Raw genomic sequence first — 21,229 nt, forward strand, 5'->3', positions numbered from 1 at the left:
ATCCGCTTCCTACCCGGTAAAAACCCATGAAAATCGCGCGATATTCGATTGATGGCAATGAGCATTACGGCATCCTCGGCAGCGACGGAAATATTCAGCGACTGAAGCGCTCGCCGCTCGAAGGACTGCATCCTTCCGGTCATGTCGACACGCTCGAATCGGTTCGCGTGTTGAGCCCGTTTCACCGCCCTCGCGTTTTCGGTCTCGGCTACAACTACCGCGCGCATTCGCAGGAAGTCGGCAAAAGCACGCCCACGGTTCCGGTGCTGTTCATGAAACCCAGCACCACGGTGATCGGCCCGGACGAAGCCATCGTCTATCCGCCCGACGGCGAGAACATTCATTTCGAGGGGGAGCTGACGGTCATCATCGGCAAGGAAGCGCGCCATGTTTCCGAAAGCGAGGCACTGCGTTACGTCTTCGGCTACACATGCGGCAACGACGTCAGCGACCGGGTGTTGCAGCGCCGCGAGAGCGAGTACGGCTGTCTGCTCATGGGTAAAGGCTACGACACGTTCGCGCCCATCGGTCCCGTGGTCGAGACGGATATCGATCCGTCGAACCTTCGTCTGCTCACCCGCGTCAACGGCGAGGTGCGCCAGAACGGCAACACCGCCGATCTCGTGTATGGCGTGCCCGCATTGATCGCCTACCTCAGCAAGTACATGACGCTCCTTCCCGGCGACCACATCATGACGGGAACGCCGGCGGGAGTCGGCCCCATCAAGCCCGGCGACACGATCGAGGTGGAGATCGAGGGCATCGGCGTGCTGCGCAACCGTGTGATCGCCTCGATCAGCGCGGCTTCCTGAACGAAACCAGGCTCCGAAAACGAAAAACCCTCGAAGCATCGCTGCATCGAGGGTTCAAAAAATTCCAGCAATCGGACGGAGTTCTACCTGGTGCCGGGGACCGGACTCGAACCGGCAAGCCGTGAAGCGGCGGATTTTAAGTCCGCTATGTTTACCAATTTCATCACCCCGGCAGGGTGCGATCGCGTGGACGCGAATTCTACCATTGCCGGGCGAGCGCACCAAACCGGCGGAAGTCGACCGCCGTCCGTTTCACTCGCCGCGTGGCGACGATAAAAATCGCAGTCATCCGCGAGTCACAAACCTTTCCGATAATCCGCTCACGAAAACGTTTACATCCGAGTGGATAGCCATGACCCCGACGATCAAAGATGTCGCCGCCCACGCCGGCTTCTCCATCGCCACTGTCTCGCGTGCGATCAATGCGCCGCATACGGTGAACCCCGTCACGCTGGATACCGTGCGCCGATCCATCGACGCCCTCGACTTCCGCCCAAGCGCGTTGGGCCGCCAATTGCGCGGCGAGCGCACGCGCCTGATCGGCGTGATCCTGCCGACGCTCGCCAATCCCGTGTTCGCCGAATGCCTGCAAGGCATCGACGAACTCGCGGCGGCGCAAGGCTACCGGCTCATGCTGATGACGACGCAGTACGACACCGAGCGCGAGCGTCACGCGATCGAAACGTTGCGCGAACACCGCGTGGAAGGCCTGATCCTGACCGTGGCCGACGCCGACACGCACCCGCTGCTCGACGAACTCGACCGCGCCGGCCTGCTCTACGTGCTGATGCATAACGACACGGTGCGGCGTCCGTCCGTCTCGGTCGACAACCGGCTCGCCGCGTACGAGGGCGTGCGCATGCTGATCGCCCACGGTCACCGCCGCATCCTGATGCTCGCCGGCACGCTGGCCGCCTCCGACCGCGCGCGCCAGCGTCACCTCGGCTACGCACAAGCGATGCAGCAGGCCGGCCTCGCGCCCGCGCCGGCGCTCGAAGTCGATTTCAATGCCGACGAACTGTCGCCGTCGGTGCTCGCGCATTTGACCCGCGGCGCGAACCGGCCCACCGCCCTCTTTTGCAGCAACGACCTGCTCGCGATGGTGGTCATGCGCGGCCTGCGCCGCGCGCGTCTGCAAATTCCGCGCGACATGTCGATTCTCGGCTTCGACGGCCTCGCGATGGGTGAACTGCTGTCGCCGCCGCTGGCGAGCGTCTGCGCGCCGAATCGCGAGATCGGCTGCGCCGCGTGGCAGCGCTTGCTGGCCCGCGTCACCGGCGGGTACGAGACATTCGCGGAGACGCCGCTCGCGCTGACGCTGCCGCACAGCTTGCGCGAAGGCGCCACCATCGCGGCGATTTCGAATCGCAACGAAACAACGCCGGCGCGGATTTCCGTGCGCGCATAACGGCGTCTCACCCATTTCAACCCTGAACCACCCGCTCTCGTCCTCTCCAGGAGACTCGCAGTGATCCGCTCTTCCACACGCTCTTCGTTGCTCAAACCGCTCTGGCGTCGCGTCGCGCGCGCCACGACCGCGGCGTTCTCGGCGGGCATGGTCGTCACCGCCGCGCTCGCCACGCTCGCCCCACAAGCGGCCCACGCCGACGAAACCGCGATCTGCTACAACTGCCCGCCCGAATGGGCCGACTGGGCGAGCCAGATCAAGGCGATCCAGCAAAAGACCGGCATTCGCGTGCCGTTCGACAACAAGAACTCCGGCCAGTCGATCGCCCAACTGATGGCCGAACAGAAGAGCCCGGTCGCCGACGTGGTGTACCTCGGCGTCTCGTCGGCATTCCAGGCGAAGGACAAGGGCGTGATCCAGACGTACAAGCCCGCGCACTGGGACGACATTCCCGCCAACATGAAGGACCCGCAAGGCTACTGGTTCACGATCCACTCGGGCACGCTGGGCTTTTTCGTCAACAAGGACGCGCTCGAAGGCAAGCCGGTGCCGCGCTCGTGGGCCGACCTGCTCAAGCCCGAATACAAAGGCATGATCGGCTACCTCGATCCGTCGAGCGCGTTCGTCGGCTATGCGGGTGCGGTCGCGGTGAACCAGGCGCTCGGCGGCACGCTCGACAACTTCGAGCCGGGCCTCGACTGGTTCCGCAAGCTGAAGGCCAACGCGCCGATCGTGCCGAAGCAAACCGCCTACGCACGCGTGATGTCGGGCGAAATTCCGATCCTGCTCGACTACGATTTCGACGCCTATCGCGCGAAGTACAAGGATCACGCGAACGTGGAGTTCGTGATCCCGAAGGAAGGCACGATCTCGGTGCCGTATGTGATGAGCCTCGTGAAGGGCGCGCCGCACGAAGCGAACGGCAGAAAGGTGCTCGATTTCGTGCTCTCCGACGAAGGCCAGAAGCTGTGGGCCGATGCGTATCTGCGCCCGGTGCGCGCGAACGCGATGAGCGCGGAAACCGCCGCGAAATTCCTGCCCGCGAGCGAGTATGCGCGCGCGAAACCGGTCGACTTCGGCAAGATGGCGGAGAAGCAGTCGAGCTTCGGCGAGCGTTATCTACAGGTGATGCATTGAACGACATCACGTTCCCGCTGCGCTGGCGCATTGCGTTGATCGCGCCGGCGCTGGCGGTTTTCATCGCGTTCTGGTTGCTGCCGATGGTCGCGCTCGCGCAGTTGAGCGGCGACGGCCACGCGTTCGCCACCTATCGCGCGATGCTGACGAATCCGCGCTACATGTCGAGCCTGGGCGCGACGGTGCTGCTCTCCGCGGCCGTGACGGCGGCGACGCTGGTGCTCTCGGTGATCGCCGGCTTGCTGCTGGCGCGCCGTGAGTTTCCCTTGAAACGCACGCTGCTCGCGCTGCTGACCTTTCCGCTGGCGTTTCCCGGCGTCGTGGTCGGCTTCATGGTCATCATGCTGGCGGGACGTCAGGGGCTGATCGGCGCGCTCTCGCTGAAACTCACCGGCGACCGCTGGGTGTTCGCGTACTCGATGAGCGGCCTCTTTCTCGGCTATCTGTACTTCTCGATTCCGCGCGTGATCGTCACGGTGATGGCGTCGGCGACCAAGCTCGATGCGTCGCTCGAGGAAGCGGCGCGCTCGCTCGGCGCGTCGCCGTGGCGCATCACACGCGACATCGTGTTGCCCGCGCTGTCGCCGGGATTGATCGCGGCGGGCGCGGTGTGCTTCGCGACCGCGATGGGCGCGTTCGGCACGGCCTTCACGCTCGCCACCGACATCGACGTGCTGCCGATGACCATCTACACCGAGTTCACCCTCAACGCGAACATGGTGACGGCCGCGGGCCTCTCCATCGTGCTCGGCATCGTCACGTGGGCCGTGCTGGCGTTCGCGCGCAGCGTGACCGGCTCGGCGGTCGCGGCCAGCGCATGAGCGGCGTTCTCGAACCCGACGACAAGACTTCGATGAACTCCATCCCCGCTCCTCTGCCACGCGCCGCGAAGCCGCATTCGAGACTCAGGTGGCCAGGCTCGCGCACGTGGCTCGCGGCCGGCCAATGGCTCGTCACGCTGCTGCTGTGCGCCTTCCTGATCGTGCCGGTCGTGATGTCGATCGTGGCCGGCCTGACCGTCAACTACTTCAAGGGCGTATCGAGCGGACTGACGCTGCGCTGGCTCGGCGAAGTGTGGACGCAGTATCACGGCTCGGTTTTTCTCTCGCTCGAAGTGGCGGCGGCGACGCTGCTGATCACGCTGGTCACCGGCGTGCCGGCGGGCTACGTGCTCGCGCGCAGCAAGACGCGGCTCTCGCGCATCATCGAAGAGTTTCTGGTGCTGCCGATCGCGTTGCCGGGGCTTGCGTCCGCCCTCGCCTTGCTGGTGGTCTATGGCGGCTTCACGATGTTCCGCATGAGCGTCGCGTTCATTGTGGTGGGGCATGTGGTGTTCACGCTGCCCTTCATGGTGCGCGCGGTCGCCGCGGTGTGCGCGAGCAGCGATCTGCGCACGCTCGAGGAAGGCGCGGCGAGCCTCGGCGCGAGTTTCTTTCAGCGCTTCACCACGATCGTGCTGCCGAATGCGCGGCCGGGCATCGTCGCCGGCGCGCTCGCGGTGCTGACGCTTTCGATCGGCGAATTCAATCTCACGTGGATGCTGCACACGCCCGACACCAAGACGCTGCCGGTCGGTCTCGCGGATACCTATGCGTCGTTGCGCATCGAGATCGGCAGCGCCTACACGATTCTGTTTTTCATCATGACGATGCCCCTGCTCGTCGCGATGCAATGGCTCGGCGTCGATGCAACCGGCCAGCGCAGCGCGGCGAGGAAACGCGTCGCTGTCTCACCTTCATCTTCAACGACCACGCCATGAAACTCGCTTCCGTTCCCATCGCGCTGACGCAATGCGCGAAAACGTTTCGCGGCACACGCGTGCTCGAACCGCTCGACCTGCGCATCGGCGCGGGCGAAACGCTGGTGTTGCTCGGCCCCTCCGGTTGCGGCAAGACCACGACGCTGCGCATGATCGCGGGTCTGGAGACGCCCGACGCGGGCGGACGCATCGCGTTCGGCGACGACGACGTCACCGCGCTGCCGATCGAAAAGCGCCAGGTCGGCATGGTGTTTCAAAGCTATGCGCTGTTTCCGAACCTGACCGTGCGCGGCAACATCGGCTACGGTCTCAGGATCAAACGCGTACCGGCCGACACCGCGCGGCAACGGGTCGACGAATTGCTCGCGATGATGCGCCTCACCGCGCACGCGGATAAACCGATCGACCAGCTTTCCGGCGGCCAGCGTCAGCGTGTTGCGCTCGCACGCGCGCTTGCCGTGCAACCGCGCGTGCTGCTGCTCGACGAACCGCTGACCGCTCTCGATGCGCGTTTGCGCGACACGTTGCGCGGCGAGATGAACACGCTATTGCGCGAACTGGGCATCACGACGGTCTACGTGACGCACGATCAGGCCGAAGCGATGGAACTGGGCGACCGCATCGTCGTGATGAGCGCCGGGCGTATCGAGCAGATCGGTTCGCCGCGCGACATTTACTATCGTCCGGCGAATCGCACGGTCGCGCAGTTCGTCGGCACCATCAACCGGCTGGCGGGCGAACGGCGCGACGGCATGCTGAGCACGACCGGCGGCGCCGTGCCGCTTCCGTCGGGCGCGACGCATGCCAGCTCGGCGCACGAAATTTTCTTTCGCCCCGAGGATGCGTATCTCGCCGACCCGGCCCATGCGCAGTTGCGCGGCAACGTCGAAAGCACCGCGTTTCTCGGCGAACGCACCCGCCTGACGATCGGCGGCGCCGCGCCGGACGCTTTGCTGATCGACGTCGCGGGCCGCGTCGAGTTGGCGCGCGGCACGCCCGTCGGCATCTCGATCGTGCAGGACGCGCTGATCGCGCTATCGTAATGAAGCCGCGCTGCGCTCGTGGCAGCGCGCATCGATCACAAGGACATCCCCATGCTGCTGGCTCAAATTAGCGATCTGCATATCAAGCGGCCCGGCGCGCTGGCTTATCGCCGTGTCGACACCGGCGCCGCGCTCGCGCGCTGCGTCGCCGCGCTCAACGCGCTCGAACCGCGTCCCGACGCCGTGATCATGACCGGCGATCTCGTCGACCAGGGCGACCCCGAGCAGTACGCGCATCTCAAGCATCTGCTCGCGCCGCTGGAGATTCCCTACTTCCTGCTCGTGGGCAATCACGACGAACGTGCCGCATTGCGCGCGGCGTTTCCTGAGCGCGTGGAGTTGCACAGCGGCGGCGAGTTCGTGCACTACGCGGTCGATGTCGGACCGCTGCGCGTGATCGCGCTCGATTCGTTGGTGCCGGGTCGAAGCGCGGGCACGCTGTGCGACGCGCGGCTCGCCTGGCTCGCGACGCAACTCGATGCGGCCCGAGGCAAGCCGACGGTGGTCGCGCTGCATCATCCGCCGTTTGCTTGCGGCATCGGACACATGGATGCGCTGCGCCTCGACCAGGCCGCGGCCGATCGACTCGCCGCGCTGGTCGCGCGTCATCCGAACGTGGAGCGGGTGATTTGCGGGCATGTGCATCGGCCGATGTTCGTGCGCTTCGGCGGCACGATCGCCTCCGCCGTGCCGGCGCCCGCGCATCAGGTCAGGCTCGATCTGCGCGAGGATGCGCCGTCGGCATTCGTCATGGAAGCGCCCGCGTATGCGCTGCATCGCTACGATCCGGCGACCGGCATCGTCACGCATCACGCGTATGTCGATCAGGCGGATGGCCCGTATCCGTTCTACGAGCCCGAAGGCGCGTTGATCGATTGAACGTAAAACCGGTCACAACCCGTCAGGCGTTGACGAAGGTCTCACGAACGCGCCGGGACAGCCTGAAATACGGTATCCCGAGCGCGGCTGCGATGACGGCCTGAACGAAACCGTCGAGTGGAATCGCGATGGCGATGCCGATCACGTGCGTCATGTAATCGCCGAGCAGATAAGCGCCCGTGCGCATGACGACGATGGCAAGCAGCCACGCCTGCACCTGCACCGCAAAGCGCGCCGATTTGCGCCACACGAGAAGCGTCAGCCAACCGGCGCCCGCGACGATGAACGCGCCGATCATCACGTCGCAGCCGACCATCGTCATCACCGCGCGATACCAGCCGTGCGTTTCGCTGCGCGCGAACACGGCCAGCAGTTCCCATTCGAGCATCAGCTTGAGTGGATCGCGCAGCGCGATCGCGGTGGTCAGCGCCCATGCGGCGAGGCAGAGCAAGGCAATCAGCAGACAGCCGCCGATTCGCCGCGGTTCGGTTTTTGTGCTTGTAGTCATGAAGTCGGGTCACGTGGGGGGATTTATCGCGCGCGCCGATTCTACGAACGACCGCCGAAGCGGCGTCTCATTTTTGTCCGACGGACGTTTTTCAATTGCCTTACTTCGCGCGCGTCACGCGCGAGCCGCAGCCGAACATGAACGGCTCGCACGGCCGCGACCGTCAGCACGATCCATCGTGCTCCGGTATGATCGGCACGCTTGAGGACCGCGCATGGGCCGGTCCGTCGATCGCCCCTCTCATGTCCACTTCCGACGCTTCCACTTCCGCTTCCGACAGGTCGTTGCGCGGCTTGCTGCTACTGCTCGCGACCATCGCGGGCGTGGCGGTCGCGAACATCTATTACAACCAGCCGCTGCTCGACAACTTCCGTGAGTCTTTTCCCACTAGCGCGTCATGGGTCGGCGCGGTGCCGGCCGTCACGCAACTCGGCTACGCGGCCGGCATGCTGTTGCTCGCGCCGCTCGGCGACCGCTTCGACCGGCGCCGCCTGATCCTGTTGCAGATCGTGGGCATGTGCGTCGCGTTGGTGACGGCCGCTACGGCGCCGACGTTGCCCGTGCTGATCGTCGCGAGCCTCGCGATCGGCGTGCTTGCCACCATCGCGCAGCAGGCGGTGCCGTTCGCCGCCGAACTCGCGCCGCCGGCTCAGCGCGGTCATGCGGTGGGCACGGTGATGAGCGGTTTGCTGCTGGGGATTTTGCTGGCGCGGACGGCCGCTGGCGTCATTGCCCAGTATCTCGGCTGGCGCGCGGTGTTCGGCGCGTCGGTCGTCGCGTTGCTGGCATTGGCGGTCGTGATCGTCATGAGACTGCCGAAGAGTCAGCCGACCTCGACGCTGTCCTACGGCAAGCTTCTGATTTCGATGTGGCATCTGGTGGTCGAGCATCGCGCGCTGCGCGAAGCGTCGCTGACCGGTGCGGCGATGTTCGCCGCGTTCAGCATTTTCTGGTCGGTGCTGGCGTTGTTGCTGGCGGGCGCGCCGTTTCATCTGGGACCGCAGGCGGCCGGGCTATTCGGCATCGTCGGCGCGGCAGGGGCGATGGCCGCGCCGCTGGCCGGCAAGTTTTCCGATCGACGCGGGCCGCGCGCGATCATCACCGTGTCGATTGGGCTCGTGGCGCTTTCGTTTGTTGTGTTTGGGTTGTCGGCGGCCAGTATCGCGGGGTTGGTGGTCGGTGTGATCGTTCTCGATGTCGGGGTGCAGGCTGCGCAGATTTCGAATCAGTCACGGATCTATGCGCTCAAGCCTGATGCGCGTAGTCGGGTCAATACCGTTTATATGGTGGCTTATTTTATTGGCGGTGCGGTTGGGTCTGGGGTCGGGGCCGTGGTTTGGGCGGGTTTTGGATGGGGTGGGGTTTGTGTGGCGGGGGTTGGGTTTGCCGGGCTGGCGGCCTGGAATCATTTGAGGCTTTCCGGCAAGGGGTGATTGGTTCTGGTTTTGTTGCCTGCTTGGGCGGTTGTTTGGATGCTGTTTTTTTTGGGGTGTTGGGCTTTCCTTGATTTGTTAGTGGTCTATTGGCGTTGCCCCTGTGCGGGGCGGCACCTACTTTTCTTTGCCGGCCGCAAAGAAAAGTAGGCAAAAGAAAGCGGCTCACACCGCTAGTTTTTAAGCGGGTCCCCTGGCGTGGAGGAGGTAGTGGTGCATCTGGAATCCGTGTTCTCGCACACTCCGCGTTCGTGACACAGCAGTCATTCTTCCGGCGGCGCCGCGCGCGCCGTCGCGGTGCTTCGTCGGGGCGAGCCGTTGGGGGTTCGATTTGGTGGGAGCGAAACATGTTAATCGGAAACTATCCGTGTATTCGCCCCTGGCGCGCCTGGAGCATTGAAGCCATGAATGCCGCCGCCGCGCCCGCACGCTATTCAACGCGACGTCACCCTGCCCCGTTCGCTCACCACCTCGCCGCGCTGCAAGACATACGCGAGACGCTCGCCTTGTCCCGTGAGCACGCCGATATCCTTGAGCGGGTCGCCGTCCACCACCAGCACGTCGGCAATCGCGCCGGCTTTCACGACACCGAGCTGGCCGCTCGGATCGACGATCTCCGCGGCGATCGTGGTGGCCGAGCGCAACGCTTCCAGATTGCCGAGCACCTCCGCGCGAATCCGCAGTTCGTCGCTTTGGAACATATGCATCTCGCCGAGCAGGTCCGAACCGAAACCCATCGGCACGCCGGCCTTCGCATAGATCTGCAAGGAGTCGCGCCCCGCTTGCCGCACGGTTTCGACCTTGGCGATGGAGTCGGCGGGCAAGCCATAGTCGGCGCCATGTTTGGCCAATGCGTCGTAAGTGACCAGCGTGGGCACCACGAACGCGCCGTGCTCGCGCATCAGTCGAGCGGCGGCTTCGTCGACCAGGTTGCCGTGTTCGATCGTGCGCACGCCGCAGCGAATCGCCCGCGAAATCGCGCGGCCGGTGTACGCATGCGCCATCACGTAAGTATTCGCCGCTTGCGCTTCGGCGACGATCGCGCGGATTTCATCCTCGGAATACTGGGTGTTGCCGATCGGATCGGTGGGCGAAGCGACGCCGCCCGATGCCATGATCTTGATCTGCGTCGCGCCCTTCTGAATCTCCTCGCGCACGGCGAGCCGCACCGCATCCACACCGTCGACCACGCGCGCGATCGCCCCGGCGCGAAAGCAACATGAACAGGGTTCGAGCATGTCGCCGCGTGCGCGAAAGTCGCCGTGGCCGCCGGTTTGCGACAGCGCCTTGCCCGACGGAAAAATGCGCGGCCCCGGAATCAGGCCGCTTTCCAGCGCTTGCGTCAAACCCCAATCCGCGCCGCCCGCATCGCGCACGCTCGTAAAGCCGCGGGCGAGCATCGCCTTCAGAATCGGCAGCGCACGAATCGCGGTGAGGATGTTCGGTTGCGTTGCATTCGTGCCGAGATTCGCGCGCGAAGCCAATACATGTACGTGACAATCGATCAATCCTGGCATCACCGTCTTGTCGCGCGCGTCGATCACGCGCGCGTTCGGCAGATCGACAGGGCGATCGGTGACTTCGACGATGTGGCCGCTTTCGATCACCACATGATGATGCTCGAGCCATGCGCCCTGGACCAGATCGAGTACATTGCCGCCGCTGATTACCGTCATGCTCATTGCTATCTTCCTGACTTGATGAGGGAATCCGTCCGGCCTCTTTCCGTCCCGGCCGGACACGCCGCTTCAGGCGCGGCCGTGGCGCTTGTCGTCCATGCCGCGCACGAAGAACGTGCCGGTCAGGCTGATGGCCGCCGCGATCATCACGTAGATCGCGGGCGCCATGTTGCTGCCGGTCGAGGCGATCAGCCACGTGATGAAGAACGGCGCGAAGCCGCCGAAAATCGTCACCGCGAAGTTGTAGGCGACGGAGAGCCCCGTGGACAACACCTTGGTCGGAAACAGTTCGGAGAACGCCGCGAGAATCGGTCCGGTGTAAGCGGCGATCAGCAAGCCGAACACGCCCTGAAACACCAGCAGCGAAGCGAGGCCGGGCGCGCTGTTGATGTACGCGAACATCGGCCATGCGAGCAGCAGGATGGATACGGCGGCGCCCGAGAGAAAAACGCGGCGACCGAAGCGGTCGGCCAGTTTGCCGACAACCGGCGAGAAACACATGATCATCAGGCCGCCGAACATGCCGGCGGAAAAACCGGTGGATTGCGGCAGGTGCAACGTCCGCACCGAATACGTCGGCATGTAGAACAGCAGCACATAGGTGCACACGGTCCACAGAATCACCATCGAAAAGCTCGCGAAGGTTTCGCGCGGAAAGCGGCAAAATACTTCCGCGAGCGGTGAATCGCTTTTGGCTTCTTCGGCGACCGCGCTGAATGCCGGCGTTTCATCCATGCGGCTGCGAATGAAATAGCCGACGGGGCCGATCAGAATGCCGATCAAAAACGGCATTCTCCAGCCCCACGAGTGCAGCGCATCGGCGCTCAGACTGGAGGTCACGAACGTGCCGACCGCGGCGCCCAGCAGCACGGCGAAACCGATGCTCGACTGAATCCAGCTCGAATAGAAAGCACGCTTGTGCGCCGGCGCGTACTCGGTGAGAAAGGCGGTGGCGCTGCCCATTTCGCCGCCCGCCGAGAAGCCCTGCAGCAGCCGCGCGATTACGATGAGGACCGGCGCCCACACGCCGATCTTTTCGTAGGTCGGCGCGATGCCGATGAGCGCGGTGCCGCCCGCCATCAACAGAATGGTGAGCGAGAGCGCGGCCTTTCTTCCGACTTTATCGGCATACACGCCGAGCACGATACCGCCCACCGGCCGCATGAAAAAGCCCACGCCGAAGGTGGCGACGGCAAGCAGCAGCGAGCTCAGTTCATTGCCGGTCGGGAAGAACAGCCTGGCGATGATGACCGCGAAAAAACTGTACACCGTGAAGTCGAACCACTCCAGCCCGTTGCCGAGCACGGTGGCGATAATGGCGCGGCGCCGCTGCCGCGCGAGCGCGTCAACGGGTAATGCGACGTTGGATGAAAGCGTTCCTTGCATGGTCTCTGTCCTCATGTGGCTGCCTGTCGGGCGGTGATGCCGGCAACGCGCCACGGCGTGACCGAGCGGCGCTTTCGCATGCATCACGCCGATCGTAGAGAGACCTGATTTGTTTTCGAAACGAAAGATTCGCATGCATGCATGCGTGTAGCGCATGCGAAGCGGGTTCAGGCCGCGGCCCTGCCCTTCTGCTCCTCGGCCTGCTCGAACAACCAGCGCGTAAACCGGCGCGACGCCTGGTTCTGCGAGCGGTCGTTCGGCGACACCACGTAGTAGCCGCCGCCGTGGCTCGCCGAAGCATGCGTCGCGCGCACCAATAGTCCTTCATCCAGACAGGCGTCGATCATATGACGCCAGCCGAGCACGACGCCTTGGCCGAGAATCGCCATCTGCACGAGTTGCGGATAGTGGTTGACGACGACCGCCCGCGGTGAAGCGGGCATCTGCACGTCGTTGAGGCGAAACCATTCGGACCACGCCATCCATTGGCGCTGACCGTCCTCCTGCATCAGCAGCGTTTCGCGCGCGAGGTCGGCGGGTTGCAGCGCGCGGCCGGCAAGATAGCCGGGCGAACAGACCGGATACACCTCTTCGTCGAAGATCCGGCGCGCGGTGAAGTGCGGTTCGGCGCGCTGGCGAATGTAGTACAGGCCCACATCGAACTCGGCGGGCGACAGCGACGCGAGCCCGTCGCGCACGATCATTCTGATCTTGACGTTCGGATGAGCGGCGCGAAACGCGCCCAGTCGCGGCGTGAGCCACAACACGGCGACCCCGGATGAACATGCGATCGTCAATTCCTGATCGCCGTAGCGCTTCATGACGTCGAGCGTGGCTTCGGAGCAGGTGGCGAGCAACCACTGCACGTGCTTCGCATAGCCCTCGCCAGCGATCGTCAGACGTAACGAGCGATGCTCGCGCACGAACAGCGAGCGGCCGAGAAAGTCTTCCAGTTGCGCGATCTGCCGGCTGATCGCGCTTTGCGTCAGATGCAGTTCGGCGGCGGCTTTGGTGAAACTGGCATGCCGTACCGCAGATTCGAACGCGACGAGGCATTGGAGCGGAGGTAGAGGGGTAATGCGCATGATGACCACACCCGAGTGACGATCGCACCATCATAGCGGGTCGAAACATGCGTCAAATCATGAGTTCGGGGAAGAGCCTCACTCCCAACATCCGTTCCGCAAGGCTTGTCACTCGCTACGCGGAACCGCCGATTTCTTCAAACGCTGCACGGCTTCATCGACGTCGGAATCGCTGTCGGTGTCGTAATCGATCGTGATCTTGCCTTCGCGCGTTCTCGTCACCCGAGTCCCAATCGCGCGCTCGACGTTGCGTTCGATGACCCCTGGGGTGTCGATCCGCGCCTGCGCCACGCGTGAAAGCCAGAACGGCCCGCGGTGCCGGGTATCGTCGAAGCCGAGGTCTTCCGCGCACGTGCCGCACGGCCGCATCGTGCCGCCAAGCAGTTGGGGATCGACGGCCGCACTGAAATTGTCCTGCACGTGGTGCTTGATCCGGCGCTCCGCGTGCAGATCGACGGTCTCGCCGCGATGGGTGAACTTTCGATCGGACACCTGGAGCCCGCCGTTCGACATCATCTTGTCCAGCACCTCTCCCGGCGTGCCGGGCAGCATGTTCGCGGAACCGATGCGAAGCGCCGCACGCAACTTTTCCACATGCCGCCGCTCCCTGCCGGCAAGCGGCGTATCGCTTCGGGCCAACGCTTCGGCCATTTCGCTCACATTGCCGCGCCCGAGTTGGTTCGCCAATTCTGTGTTCATCACGTTCAGGTTGGAGGAGACCACGAGTGTTTTTGCCGGCGCGTGGTAGTAGGACTGAATCTCTTTCGAGTCCGGAAATCTGGCCTTCAGAAGCGTCGATTGCCAGCGCAGCATTTGCCTTGCTCTGTCCGCTTCGTAGGAGCGCGGCTCGCTAATCTGCTCGGGATTATTCGCAAAGACCTTTTCGAGCCGGTTCGCTCGCCTCGCCTCCGAGTCCTCGCTCGTGGACCGGACGATCAAGACCTTGGCCGGCATCTTTCCCCGGGGCGGCAATGTCATCGTCTTCATGGCGGACTCCGCCACGGCGCTTACCGGCTCGCCGAGCGAAGCCGCGTGTAAGCGGTCGAGCTGTTTCTCGATGCCCGCCCTCAGGTATCCCTCGAAGTGCGTCAGCAACGCATGGACCGCCGCGCGTTCGCGCACGATTCCGCCTTCGCCGATCACCGCCGTGAACGTTTCGGGATGCAGGTTCGACTCGATCGCCGCGTCCCGGGGCGACATGGTCGGGTTGCCTCGCAGCGCGTTCATTGCCGCAACGATGCGGTCCAGATCGTCGCGCAAGACTGCCAGGAACTGCTCGGCGTCGACGAGCGGCAGCGGCAGCGCGGCGGCCTGCGTATGCAAACCGCGCGCGGCGAGCGCGGCGGCGAGCGCTTCGCGGTTCTGCCCATAGCCGGGCAAGCGCTGAACCGCGCCGACATCGCGAAGGCTGCCGTCGGCGGGCACGATATGCAGCGCCAGGCACGACGCGCCGACGCCGACGGCAGGGCCGATCTTCCATAGCTGCACCTTGCCCTCCGCGGGAATGGCGCGCAGCGCATCGGCGAGCAGCGCCGCCGTCATTTGCTGTATGGCGCCCTCGCCGGAGACAGGCAGGCTGTCCGCCGTCTGCACGTCGCCCAGATCCCTGAAGAGCTGTTGCAAGTCGTTCTGCACGTCGGCATAGTCGGCAAGGCGCGCCACCGCGGCAGCCGGCTTTTTCAACGCGCCGTCCACCACCGACAGCCAGCCCGCGATCGTGCTTTCCTTATGGCCGGTTCTCCGCGCGACGGTGCCGAGCGCGCCGGCGTTCTGGCCGCGCGTCGCGCCTCGCCTCACCCCGAGATCGACCAGCGTCTGGAGCATCGCTTTCAGCGCGTGCGCGTCCATTGCCCGCCGCCCGGCGCACGGCTGCGGCAGATCCTTCGTCGTGAAGCCGAGCGAGCGCGCGAGGACGTTGAGCCTGTCGCGAAACAACGGATAGTCCGGCATCTTGGCGAGGCGGTCCGGCAAGTTCCGGTACTGCCAAAAATTCGGATTCCGCCAGGACGTGACCGTTCCTTTCGGAAATGAATGCGCGTCGAGCGTGTCCTTGAGCGCGGCGCCTCTAGCCCGGTCCGACAGAATCGTGTAGACCATTGCCGCGGTCGCGCTTTGCCGCGATCGGCCAGCGGGTGCGGCGACCGCAGCGGCGTCCTGATGGTTTGCCGCCGGCATCGCACTCGCTAGCGCGACGTCCAGGGACGATGCAGCGGCTTGTTCACTTGTTCCACGAGGCAACGGCGTGGCCGGCAGATCCGCCCAACGCCAGTTCGCACCCCCGCGGCCCGCCTCGGCGCCCTCACCCGTTCGCGTTCGTTTGCCCGTGCGTTGCCACCCCGGCGACGGTTCATTCAACGCAGCGGACGACGGCGACGAATCGGGCGGCCTGCTCGCCGCGGCACGGCCACCGGTTTGCGACGACGACCCCTGCGCGAGCGATCGAGCGCGCCGCGCAGGCAGTGGGGCGAGCAATGGCGTACGCGCCGGCTCGGCACGCCGCGCCCTGCTGGACGAAGCGATCTTCTCCGGCCGCTCGTCGCTGGTCGTTGCGGCGGCTTTATTTGCGGGGGTGTTTCCGATACGCATGCCGAGACTCCGGAAAAACGGCCTCGGATGATGATTCATGAGCCGTGCCGGTCTATCTTCCGGGCCGCTGATCGGGCGGGTTTGCGCGGCGGCGAATTCTCAGCGCCGCCGGCGAACCACGGCGTGCCTGCTTGCGATCCTGATGGCGACGCGCGCGCCGCCCATCACACGGAGTTCACGGCACGAGCAGCCCAAGCACGACACGCGCGCCCATGCCCACGGCAACCACGACCGGCGGCCGGAACGTGTCGACGCCGCCCTGGTCGACGAGACGCGGCTGCGTGATATTGGCGGGCGTTGTCGTGGCGCCCCGAAGCGGCGCGTTGAGCCACGGAATCAGCCGATTCTGGCGGACCGTCGCGCCCAGCCCCCGGTTGGCGCGAAACAGATCGATATAGCTCTGGCGGTAACCGCTCGCGAACAGCAGATCGGCCACCGCTTTCGACAGGTCCGCCGCGCCGGCCGCGTAATGGCCGGAGGCGAACGCATGCGGAACGGCGGCAAGGTCGGCCAGCATGAACGGGCCCGCGCCGATCACCGCCGCCGCCCTCATGGCCTGCTCCTGCACGCGCATCACCGGCGAAGGCTTGCGAATCCGGCTGCCGTCGGGCAGCGTCGATGGATAAATCACCGCCTCACGATCGCCGAGGCCCTGCAACCACTGCACGAGCGCGGAACGGTCCGCGTTGCCGCGATAGAAGCCGCGCATGCGCGCGCCCTCCGCCTGGACTTCGTGATCGCGATCGAACCGCGCGCCGCGCGCGCCGAGCAGGTGCGCGGCCAGCGCGCTGCCGTTGTTGCCCCAGTGCACGGGAATGAAAGCCGCGGTCGCGAGATTCGAAAACGTCCGGCTCGCGTTCGACACGTTCAGAAGGCCGGCTTGCGGATCGAGCCAGATATTGGCGAAGACGCGCGGCCCAGCGGCATCGTTGATGCCGTAACTGGCGAGTCGCAGCACTTCGAGCGCGCGGCCGAGCGGACTCGTCAGCGCGAGCATCTGGTCCGACGCGCTTTCCAGTCGCCGGAACGCCTCGCCGTCCTCGGGATTGACGCGCAGCAGCTCGCTCGCAAAAGCGAGTTCGTCGCGCGCGCTTCGCGTCAGGCCGCGGCTGACGCCGCGCCACCCGCTGACCTGCCGCTGCACGACGTCGAGCGCCGCTCCGGTGGGCTCCTCGCTCGCGCGTTGCACGCGCACGGCGAGGCGGCTTTGCGCGATATCCGTCGCGCCGCCGACGGCTGCCCGATAGCCGAACATCGCGAGCGCCGCCTTGATCAGCACCGCCTGGCTCGCGAGGTAGCCGCCGTCCATGACGCCCCAGCGCAGGCTCGCGTACGTGCCGGTCGCGCCCGCGACGATCACGCCCGCGCTCTTGTACGCCGCGCGCCGGAGCTCTTTGCCGCTCATGCCGGTCAGCGTCGGATTGCCGTGGATTTCGCCGGGCTGCACGTCATAGCGCGCGTCGCGATTGACGGCGGTCTCATGAAACAGGCCGCCCTGAGGATTGATCACGGGGACGCCGCCCGACAGCATCTCCGTTGGAATGTGGCCGTTGCCGATGGCGGCGCGAAGCATGCGGGCAGGCGCGACGATGCGATATAGCACGGGCAGGCCGGGCGCGTTCCCGTCATCGGCGCGTTGAGCGAATTCTTCGTTGAAAAGCCGGGTGGCTTCGCCGCGCGCGCCCGTGATATCCGCCCAGATGCGCGTGTTGCCGGCAAGGCTCAAGCCCGCGCCGTGCGGGCCCAGGCTTTGCTGAAGCGGCACATCCGACGAAGCGAACGCGACCACGTCACGCCGCGGTCCGCTCCAGAAGCCGCCGTCGTCACTGCGCACAAGGCGTATGCGCTCACGCAGCGGCGTGCGCGGCGGCATGTAGCGCGGGCCGGCCTGGGTCAGGAAAAACCATTGCGCCTCCTCCACTTCGGTAATCCGATGCGGGCGCCTGCCGGTGCCGCCGCGCGCGAGCCGCAGCGCGCGATCCATCAGATCCTCCAGTTCCTCGGCCGTTGCCGGCCCGCTCGGCTCGGGCCGCGTCAGGTCCGCCGCCGCAGGGACGGTTTCGACGAGCCCGCGCTCGCCGCCCGCCACGGCGATCTCGGTGACCGGTGCGGACTCCGCGCCGGCGTTCGCACTGCGCGCGGCATCGGCGGCCGCCTGAGCGGCGGGCTGCGAGCGCACGAACAGTTCACGCAGACTCGCGTCCTGCGCCGCGGACAGCCCCTCGGGAAGACGCAGCAACTCGCGGCTGCGCGCGTTGCCAAAGAACCCGTCGTGGCCGGGAGGCTGGCTCGCGTAATGCGTTTGCAGCGCGGCGCGGCGCAGGGCGAACTCATCGGCGATTTCATCGGTTTCGAGCGGCACCTGGATCGTGTTCGCCGGATCGAGCGGGACCATGTCTCTGAGCGCGTACCACCCTTCCTCCACGGCTTCGACGACGGGTGGCGCGTTGCCGCCATGCGTCGCGGCGAATGCGCGCGCGGCCTCGTGAGCGATCCGGCTGGCCTTGTCGTGCGCGGGATGGATGCGTGGATCCGTCGAGGTCGTCAGGATCGCCGCATATTCGTGGTTCGCCAGTTTCTCCTCGAGCAGCTCGTTGATTTTCCGGCGATCCCACGAGGCCTTGATTCCGTAATCGACCGTGTTGCGTGCGACGCGAAACGGATTGAAATCAGGGTTGTCCATCACCGTCACGGTCAGGTTGGTGCTATTGCCGCCTAGTTCTTTCCAGAAACCCACCGTCTCTTTCACGCGGATGCGTCCATAGGCTTGCGGATCGGTTTCCTCCTTCCCGGTCGCGTCGTATTTCGGCTCGGGAATGCCCTTGCTCGACAGGCTGAACATGGTGCCGCCGTTGCCCTTCGTCAGATACACGACGTCGACGTGAATGCCCTGCGCCAGCAGCCGTCTGAGCGAGCCGGAAAACAGCGACTCGTCATCGGGATGCGCGAGGACGACCAGCACCCGCTTCGGGTCCGGGCGTTCTTCCGGCGACGGCAGGCGCGCACTCTCCGCGGTTGCGGCAGGGTGGTCACTCGCCGCTTGAGCGCCGGCTTGCGCGCGATGAGGCAATACATTCGGGAGAGCCGCCGGTCGCGATGCGCGGGGCGGCGGCGCATCGCTGTCGTTGTCGTTGTTGCTGTTTTGCCGGAAGCGCACGGTCGCGGAACGTTGCGCGTGCGCGTCGGAAAAATACGGCGCGAGAAACTCGTGCGCGGCGCGGGTCGGGCGTGGAATGGGCACCGCGGGCGGATCGAAAGAAGAAGAAGAAGAAGAAGAAGAAGGTTCCGTGCCGGCGGGAACGGACGGTTGAGCGTCGGGGCCGCGAACAGTCGACATATCGGTCCTCGCAAGGTTCGCGGACGACGCCTGTCGAAGCCGCGCGGCAGGCTCGCACGGCGTGGATGTCGCCCGCCGCATGAACGGGATTCAGCGTGTTGCCCTGGTTCCGTCTCCACCATTGCGCTCGGGGCTGTCGTGGCTGCCCTGAATTCGCGCGGTCCGCGCAACACTCTATGCTCCGAGCGTATCGAGTGGATGGCGCGATACCGCGTTGCGACCGAAGGCATCGATGTGCATGCGAACGTCGCCAGAATTCAGAGCAACGCCCAATCCGCCGTGTCAGCTCGATCCGCGTTTTAGCCGGCTCAATCGCTCTCGTAACGTCGGAACAGGCGTGATCGCGGATGGACGCGGCGCATGCGCTGAAGAGGGGGCAGCCTTAGCCGGCTTGACGTCGGGTTTTGCGCCTGAATTCGCCGAATCGTTATCGGGCAGTGCGTCGAGTTGCGGCGATGCGCTTCGCGCGGTAGGCGTCACCTGCCCGCCTGCGGTGCCGGAATCCCCGTCTCTTTTCTTCGCGTCTTTCGCGACTGCGTCAACGTATTGCATCGCGGGCAGCATGCTCGTCAGTTTGTGCGGTATCCAACTCATCTCGTGACCTCTCCTGTTTTCGTATCGGGACGCCTATGGAACCCGAAAACGGGAACCGCGGCTGACGCTGAACGAAGACGTCGTCGATCGAACGAAGAACAGGCGAGGCCCGACGTCGCAATGGGAGACACCGCGCTCGCAAGAGCACCGGGGACGATTCATGGGCTGTGCCGGCCTATCTTCCCGCCCGCTGATCGGGCGGGTTTGCGCGGCGGCGAATTCTCAGCGCCGCCAGCGAACCACGGCATGCTTGCAATGCGTTCTCTTACACCAACGCCTTGCTGGATTCCGCGTCAGCCGCCGAGTTCTTTCGCTGAAAAAAAGCGGGGATTTTATGACCCAATGCGATGCACGGCTTCTCAAGCAAAAACCACGATAGAACCGCAAGAAGAAGCGCGCATACAAACGTCATCGCCTGATTGCCATGTATTCCCGACTTCGGAAATAGATTGGCGAAAGTATTCTGGATCGGCCATCCGAATACGTAGACGCCGTATGAGAAATCACCAGGCAGCCGAATCGCTTTCACGACGCGAAGCGACATGACCCATAGGGCTGTCATGAGAAAGGCGAGGCAGAACGCGTATTCGAACGCGGGACCATGTCTCACCGCGAACGCGATGAGCGCGACGCCGATGCAAAGCCGCCCGTCTATCCGCACGCGATCCTTGTAGAGTGCGAGCAGCGCGCCAAATGCAAAAAATGCCGGGAGGCGTCCACCCGCATTGACGTTGGACAAACCTATCGCGGTGATGCTTTCCGGCCGGATCAGGCAGACGGCGATCACCGTCACAAGCACTGCGGCGGCTATCGGCTTATAGCGAAACAGGCCGCACATGCCGGCGCCGAGCAGTAGCGCGTACAGCATCAGTTCGTATTTGATGGTCCAGATCGAACCGTTTGCATGCGGATATAACGCGTGATCGAACACGCCCGGCAACAGGTATTCGTTGTAGGGATGCAAGAGCACATGGACGAGTTCGGCCCGGTGATGGAAGTAATCCGACGTCGACAGCGACGTGAGCGCCGGCCCCATCACGACGATCGTCGCCACGGACGCGGCGATCAACAGCGGGAAAATACGGAAAATGCGGGCCGAGGCGAAACGAATTGCACTCGGCTTTGAAAGCCAGCTATTGGTAACGAGGATGCCGCTCAGAAAGAAAAAGAACTTGACCGCGAGCGAGCCGGAATAATCGAAGCCCAGCAGATTTTGAATGGGATCGTCGACGCCCGGAACGGGAACCAGCCTGTATCCGTGGCCCCAGATGACGGCGGCCGCGGCGATCAATCGAAGCAGGTCGGCGTTGTTATTGCCACGGCGAAGCAATTGGTCAAGCGTCATGATCCGTATCTTCCCGGTGCCGACCGCACGTTAGCGCGTTGAAAAGAAAAACGGGCCAGGAGGCCCGTTTTCATTGATGTGATGTCCTGGCGGAGAGACGGGGATTCGAACCCCGGATAGGCTATTAACCTATACACGCTTTCCAGGCGTGCGACTTAAACCGCTCATCCATCTCTCCGGCGGGGAGCCGAATTATAGCAAACTTCACGCCCCGCGCCACGCCTCTCCGGAAAGCCGG

Annotated in this window: 15 protein-coding genes and 2 tRNA genes; 8 read left to right on the plus strand and 9 right to left on the minus strand. The window is 64.8% G+C overall.

Annotated features, from left to right (window positions below):
- Window positions 1-26 precede the first annotated feature (26 nt).
- Window positions 27-812, plus strand: a complete 786-nt coding sequence (locus tag ACTJLC_RS19165) for a fumarylacetoacetate hydrolase family protein (RefSeq protein WP_073431450.1) — start codon at window positions 27-29, stop codon at window positions 810-812.
- 88 nt (window positions 813-900) lie between these two features.
- Here the strand turns inward: ACTJLC_RS19165 and ACTJLC_RS19170 are convergent.
- Window positions 901-985: transfer RNA gene (locus ACTJLC_RS19170), tRNA-Leu, on the minus strand.
- 179 nt (window positions 986-1,164) lie between these two features.
- On the opposite strand from ACTJLC_RS19170, the gene ACTJLC_RS19175 reads away from it, so the two are divergent.
- Genes ACTJLC_RS19175 through ACTJLC_RS19200 form a run of 6 tightly spaced genes read left to right on the plus strand, consistent with a single transcriptional unit; the run spans window position 1,165 to window position 7,038 of the window.
- Complete coding sequence (locus ACTJLC_RS19175) at window positions 1,165-2,220, plus strand: substrate-binding domain-containing protein (RefSeq protein ID WP_073431449.1); 1,056 nt, start codon at window positions 1,165-1,167, stop codon at window positions 2,218-2,220.
- A gap of 60 nt (window positions 2,221-2,280) precedes the next feature.
- Entirely contained in the window at window positions 2,281-3,357 is a 1,077-nt protein-coding gene (locus ACTJLC_RS19180; protein ID WP_073431448.1) for an ABC transporter substrate-binding protein, read from the plus strand.
- A complete protein-coding gene (locus ACTJLC_RS19185; RefSeq protein ID WP_073431447.1) occupies window positions 3,354-4,178 on the plus strand; it encodes an ABC transporter permease in 825 nt (274 codons plus the stop codon). The genes ACTJLC_RS19180 and ACTJLC_RS19185 overlap by 4 nt, the downstream gene beginning before the upstream one ends.
- Before the next feature lie 32 nt (window positions 4,179-4,210).
- Window positions 4,211-5,116, plus strand: coding sequence for an ABC transporter permease (locus ACTJLC_RS19190; RefSeq protein ID WP_073431467.1), 906 nt, complete (start codon window positions 4,211-4,213; stop codon window positions 5,114-5,116).
- On the plus strand, window positions 5,113-6,159 hold the full coding sequence (locus ACTJLC_RS19195; protein WP_073431446.1) for an ABC transporter ATP-binding protein: 1,047 nt from the start codon (window positions 5,113-5,115) through the stop codon (window positions 6,157-6,159). Before ACTJLC_RS19190 ends, ACTJLC_RS19195 begins: the two co-directional genes overlap by 4 nt.
- 51 nt (window positions 6,160-6,210) lie before the next feature.
- Window positions 6,211-7,038 carry a phosphodiesterase gene (locus tag ACTJLC_RS19200; RefSeq protein ID WP_073431466.1) on the plus strand — a complete coding sequence of 276 codons (828 nt, stop codon included), beginning with the start codon at window positions 6,211-6,213 and terminating at the stop codon, window positions 7,036-7,038.
- A gap of 22 nt (window positions 7,039-7,060) precedes the next feature.
- Here the strand turns inward: ACTJLC_RS19200 and ACTJLC_RS19205 are convergent, their stop codons facing one another.
- Window positions 7,061-7,546, minus strand: coding sequence for a DUF2569 domain-containing protein (locus ACTJLC_RS19205; RefSeq protein ID WP_073431445.1), 486 nt, complete (start codon window positions 7,544-7,546; stop codon window positions 7,061-7,063).
- Between the two features lie 242 nt (window positions 7,547-7,788).
- Here ACTJLC_RS19205 and ACTJLC_RS19210 point away from each other — a divergent pair, with 242 nt between their 5' ends.
- On the plus strand, window positions 7,789-8,979 hold the full coding sequence (locus ACTJLC_RS19210; protein WP_073431465.1) for an MFS transporter: 1,191 nt from the start codon (window positions 7,789-7,791) through the stop codon (window positions 8,977-8,979).
- Between the two features lie 434 nt (window positions 8,980-9,413).
- Here ACTJLC_RS19210 and ACTJLC_RS19215 read toward each other — a convergent pair whose 3' ends face one another.
- The 7 genes from ACTJLC_RS19215 to ACTJLC_RS19245 form a co-directional block, all read right to left on the minus strand.
- A complete protein-coding gene (locus ACTJLC_RS19215) occupies window positions 9,414-10,661 on the minus strand; it encodes a metal-dependent hydrolase family protein (protein WP_073431444.1) in 1,248 nt (415 codons plus the stop codon).
- Window positions 10,662-10,727: 66 nt separating this feature from the next.
- Window positions 10,728-12,044, minus strand: coding sequence for an MFS transporter (locus ACTJLC_RS19220; protein WP_073431464.1), 1,317 nt, complete (start codon window positions 12,042-12,044; stop codon window positions 10,728-10,730).
- Between the two features lie 167 nt (window positions 12,045-12,211).
- On the minus strand, window positions 12,212-13,129 hold the full coding sequence (locus ACTJLC_RS19225; RefSeq protein ID WP_440844885.1) for a LysR substrate-binding domain-containing protein: 918 nt from the start codon (window positions 13,127-13,129) through the stop codon (window positions 12,212-12,214).
- 108 nt (window positions 13,130-13,237) lie between these two features.
- Complete coding sequence (locus tag ACTJLC_RS19230; RefSeq protein ID WP_143031990.1) at window positions 13,238-15,226, minus strand: hypothetical protein; 1,989 nt, start codon at window positions 15,224-15,226, stop codon at window positions 13,238-13,240.
- Between the two features lie 664 nt (window positions 15,227-15,890).
- A complete protein-coding gene (locus ACTJLC_RS19235; protein WP_159442596.1) occupies window positions 15,891-19,052 on the minus strand; it encodes a PIG-L family deacetylase in 3,162 nt (1,053 codons plus the stop codon).
- A gap of 859 nt (window positions 19,053-19,911) precedes the next feature.
- Window positions 19,912-20,991, minus strand: coding sequence for an acyltransferase family protein (locus tag ACTJLC_RS19240; protein WP_073431440.1), 1,080 nt, complete (start codon window positions 20,989-20,991; stop codon window positions 19,912-19,914).
- Between the two features lie 87 nt (window positions 20,992-21,078).
- Window positions 21,079-21,169: transfer RNA gene (locus tag ACTJLC_RS19245), tRNA-Ser, on the minus strand.
- Window positions 21,170-21,229 lie beyond the last annotated feature (60 nt).

Origin of the sequence: Paraburkholderia sp. 22099, from assembly GCF_052045835.1 — a bacterium.
GTDB lineage: Bacteria > Pseudomonadota > Gammaproteobacteria > Burkholderiales > Burkholderiaceae > Paraburkholderia > Paraburkholderia terricola.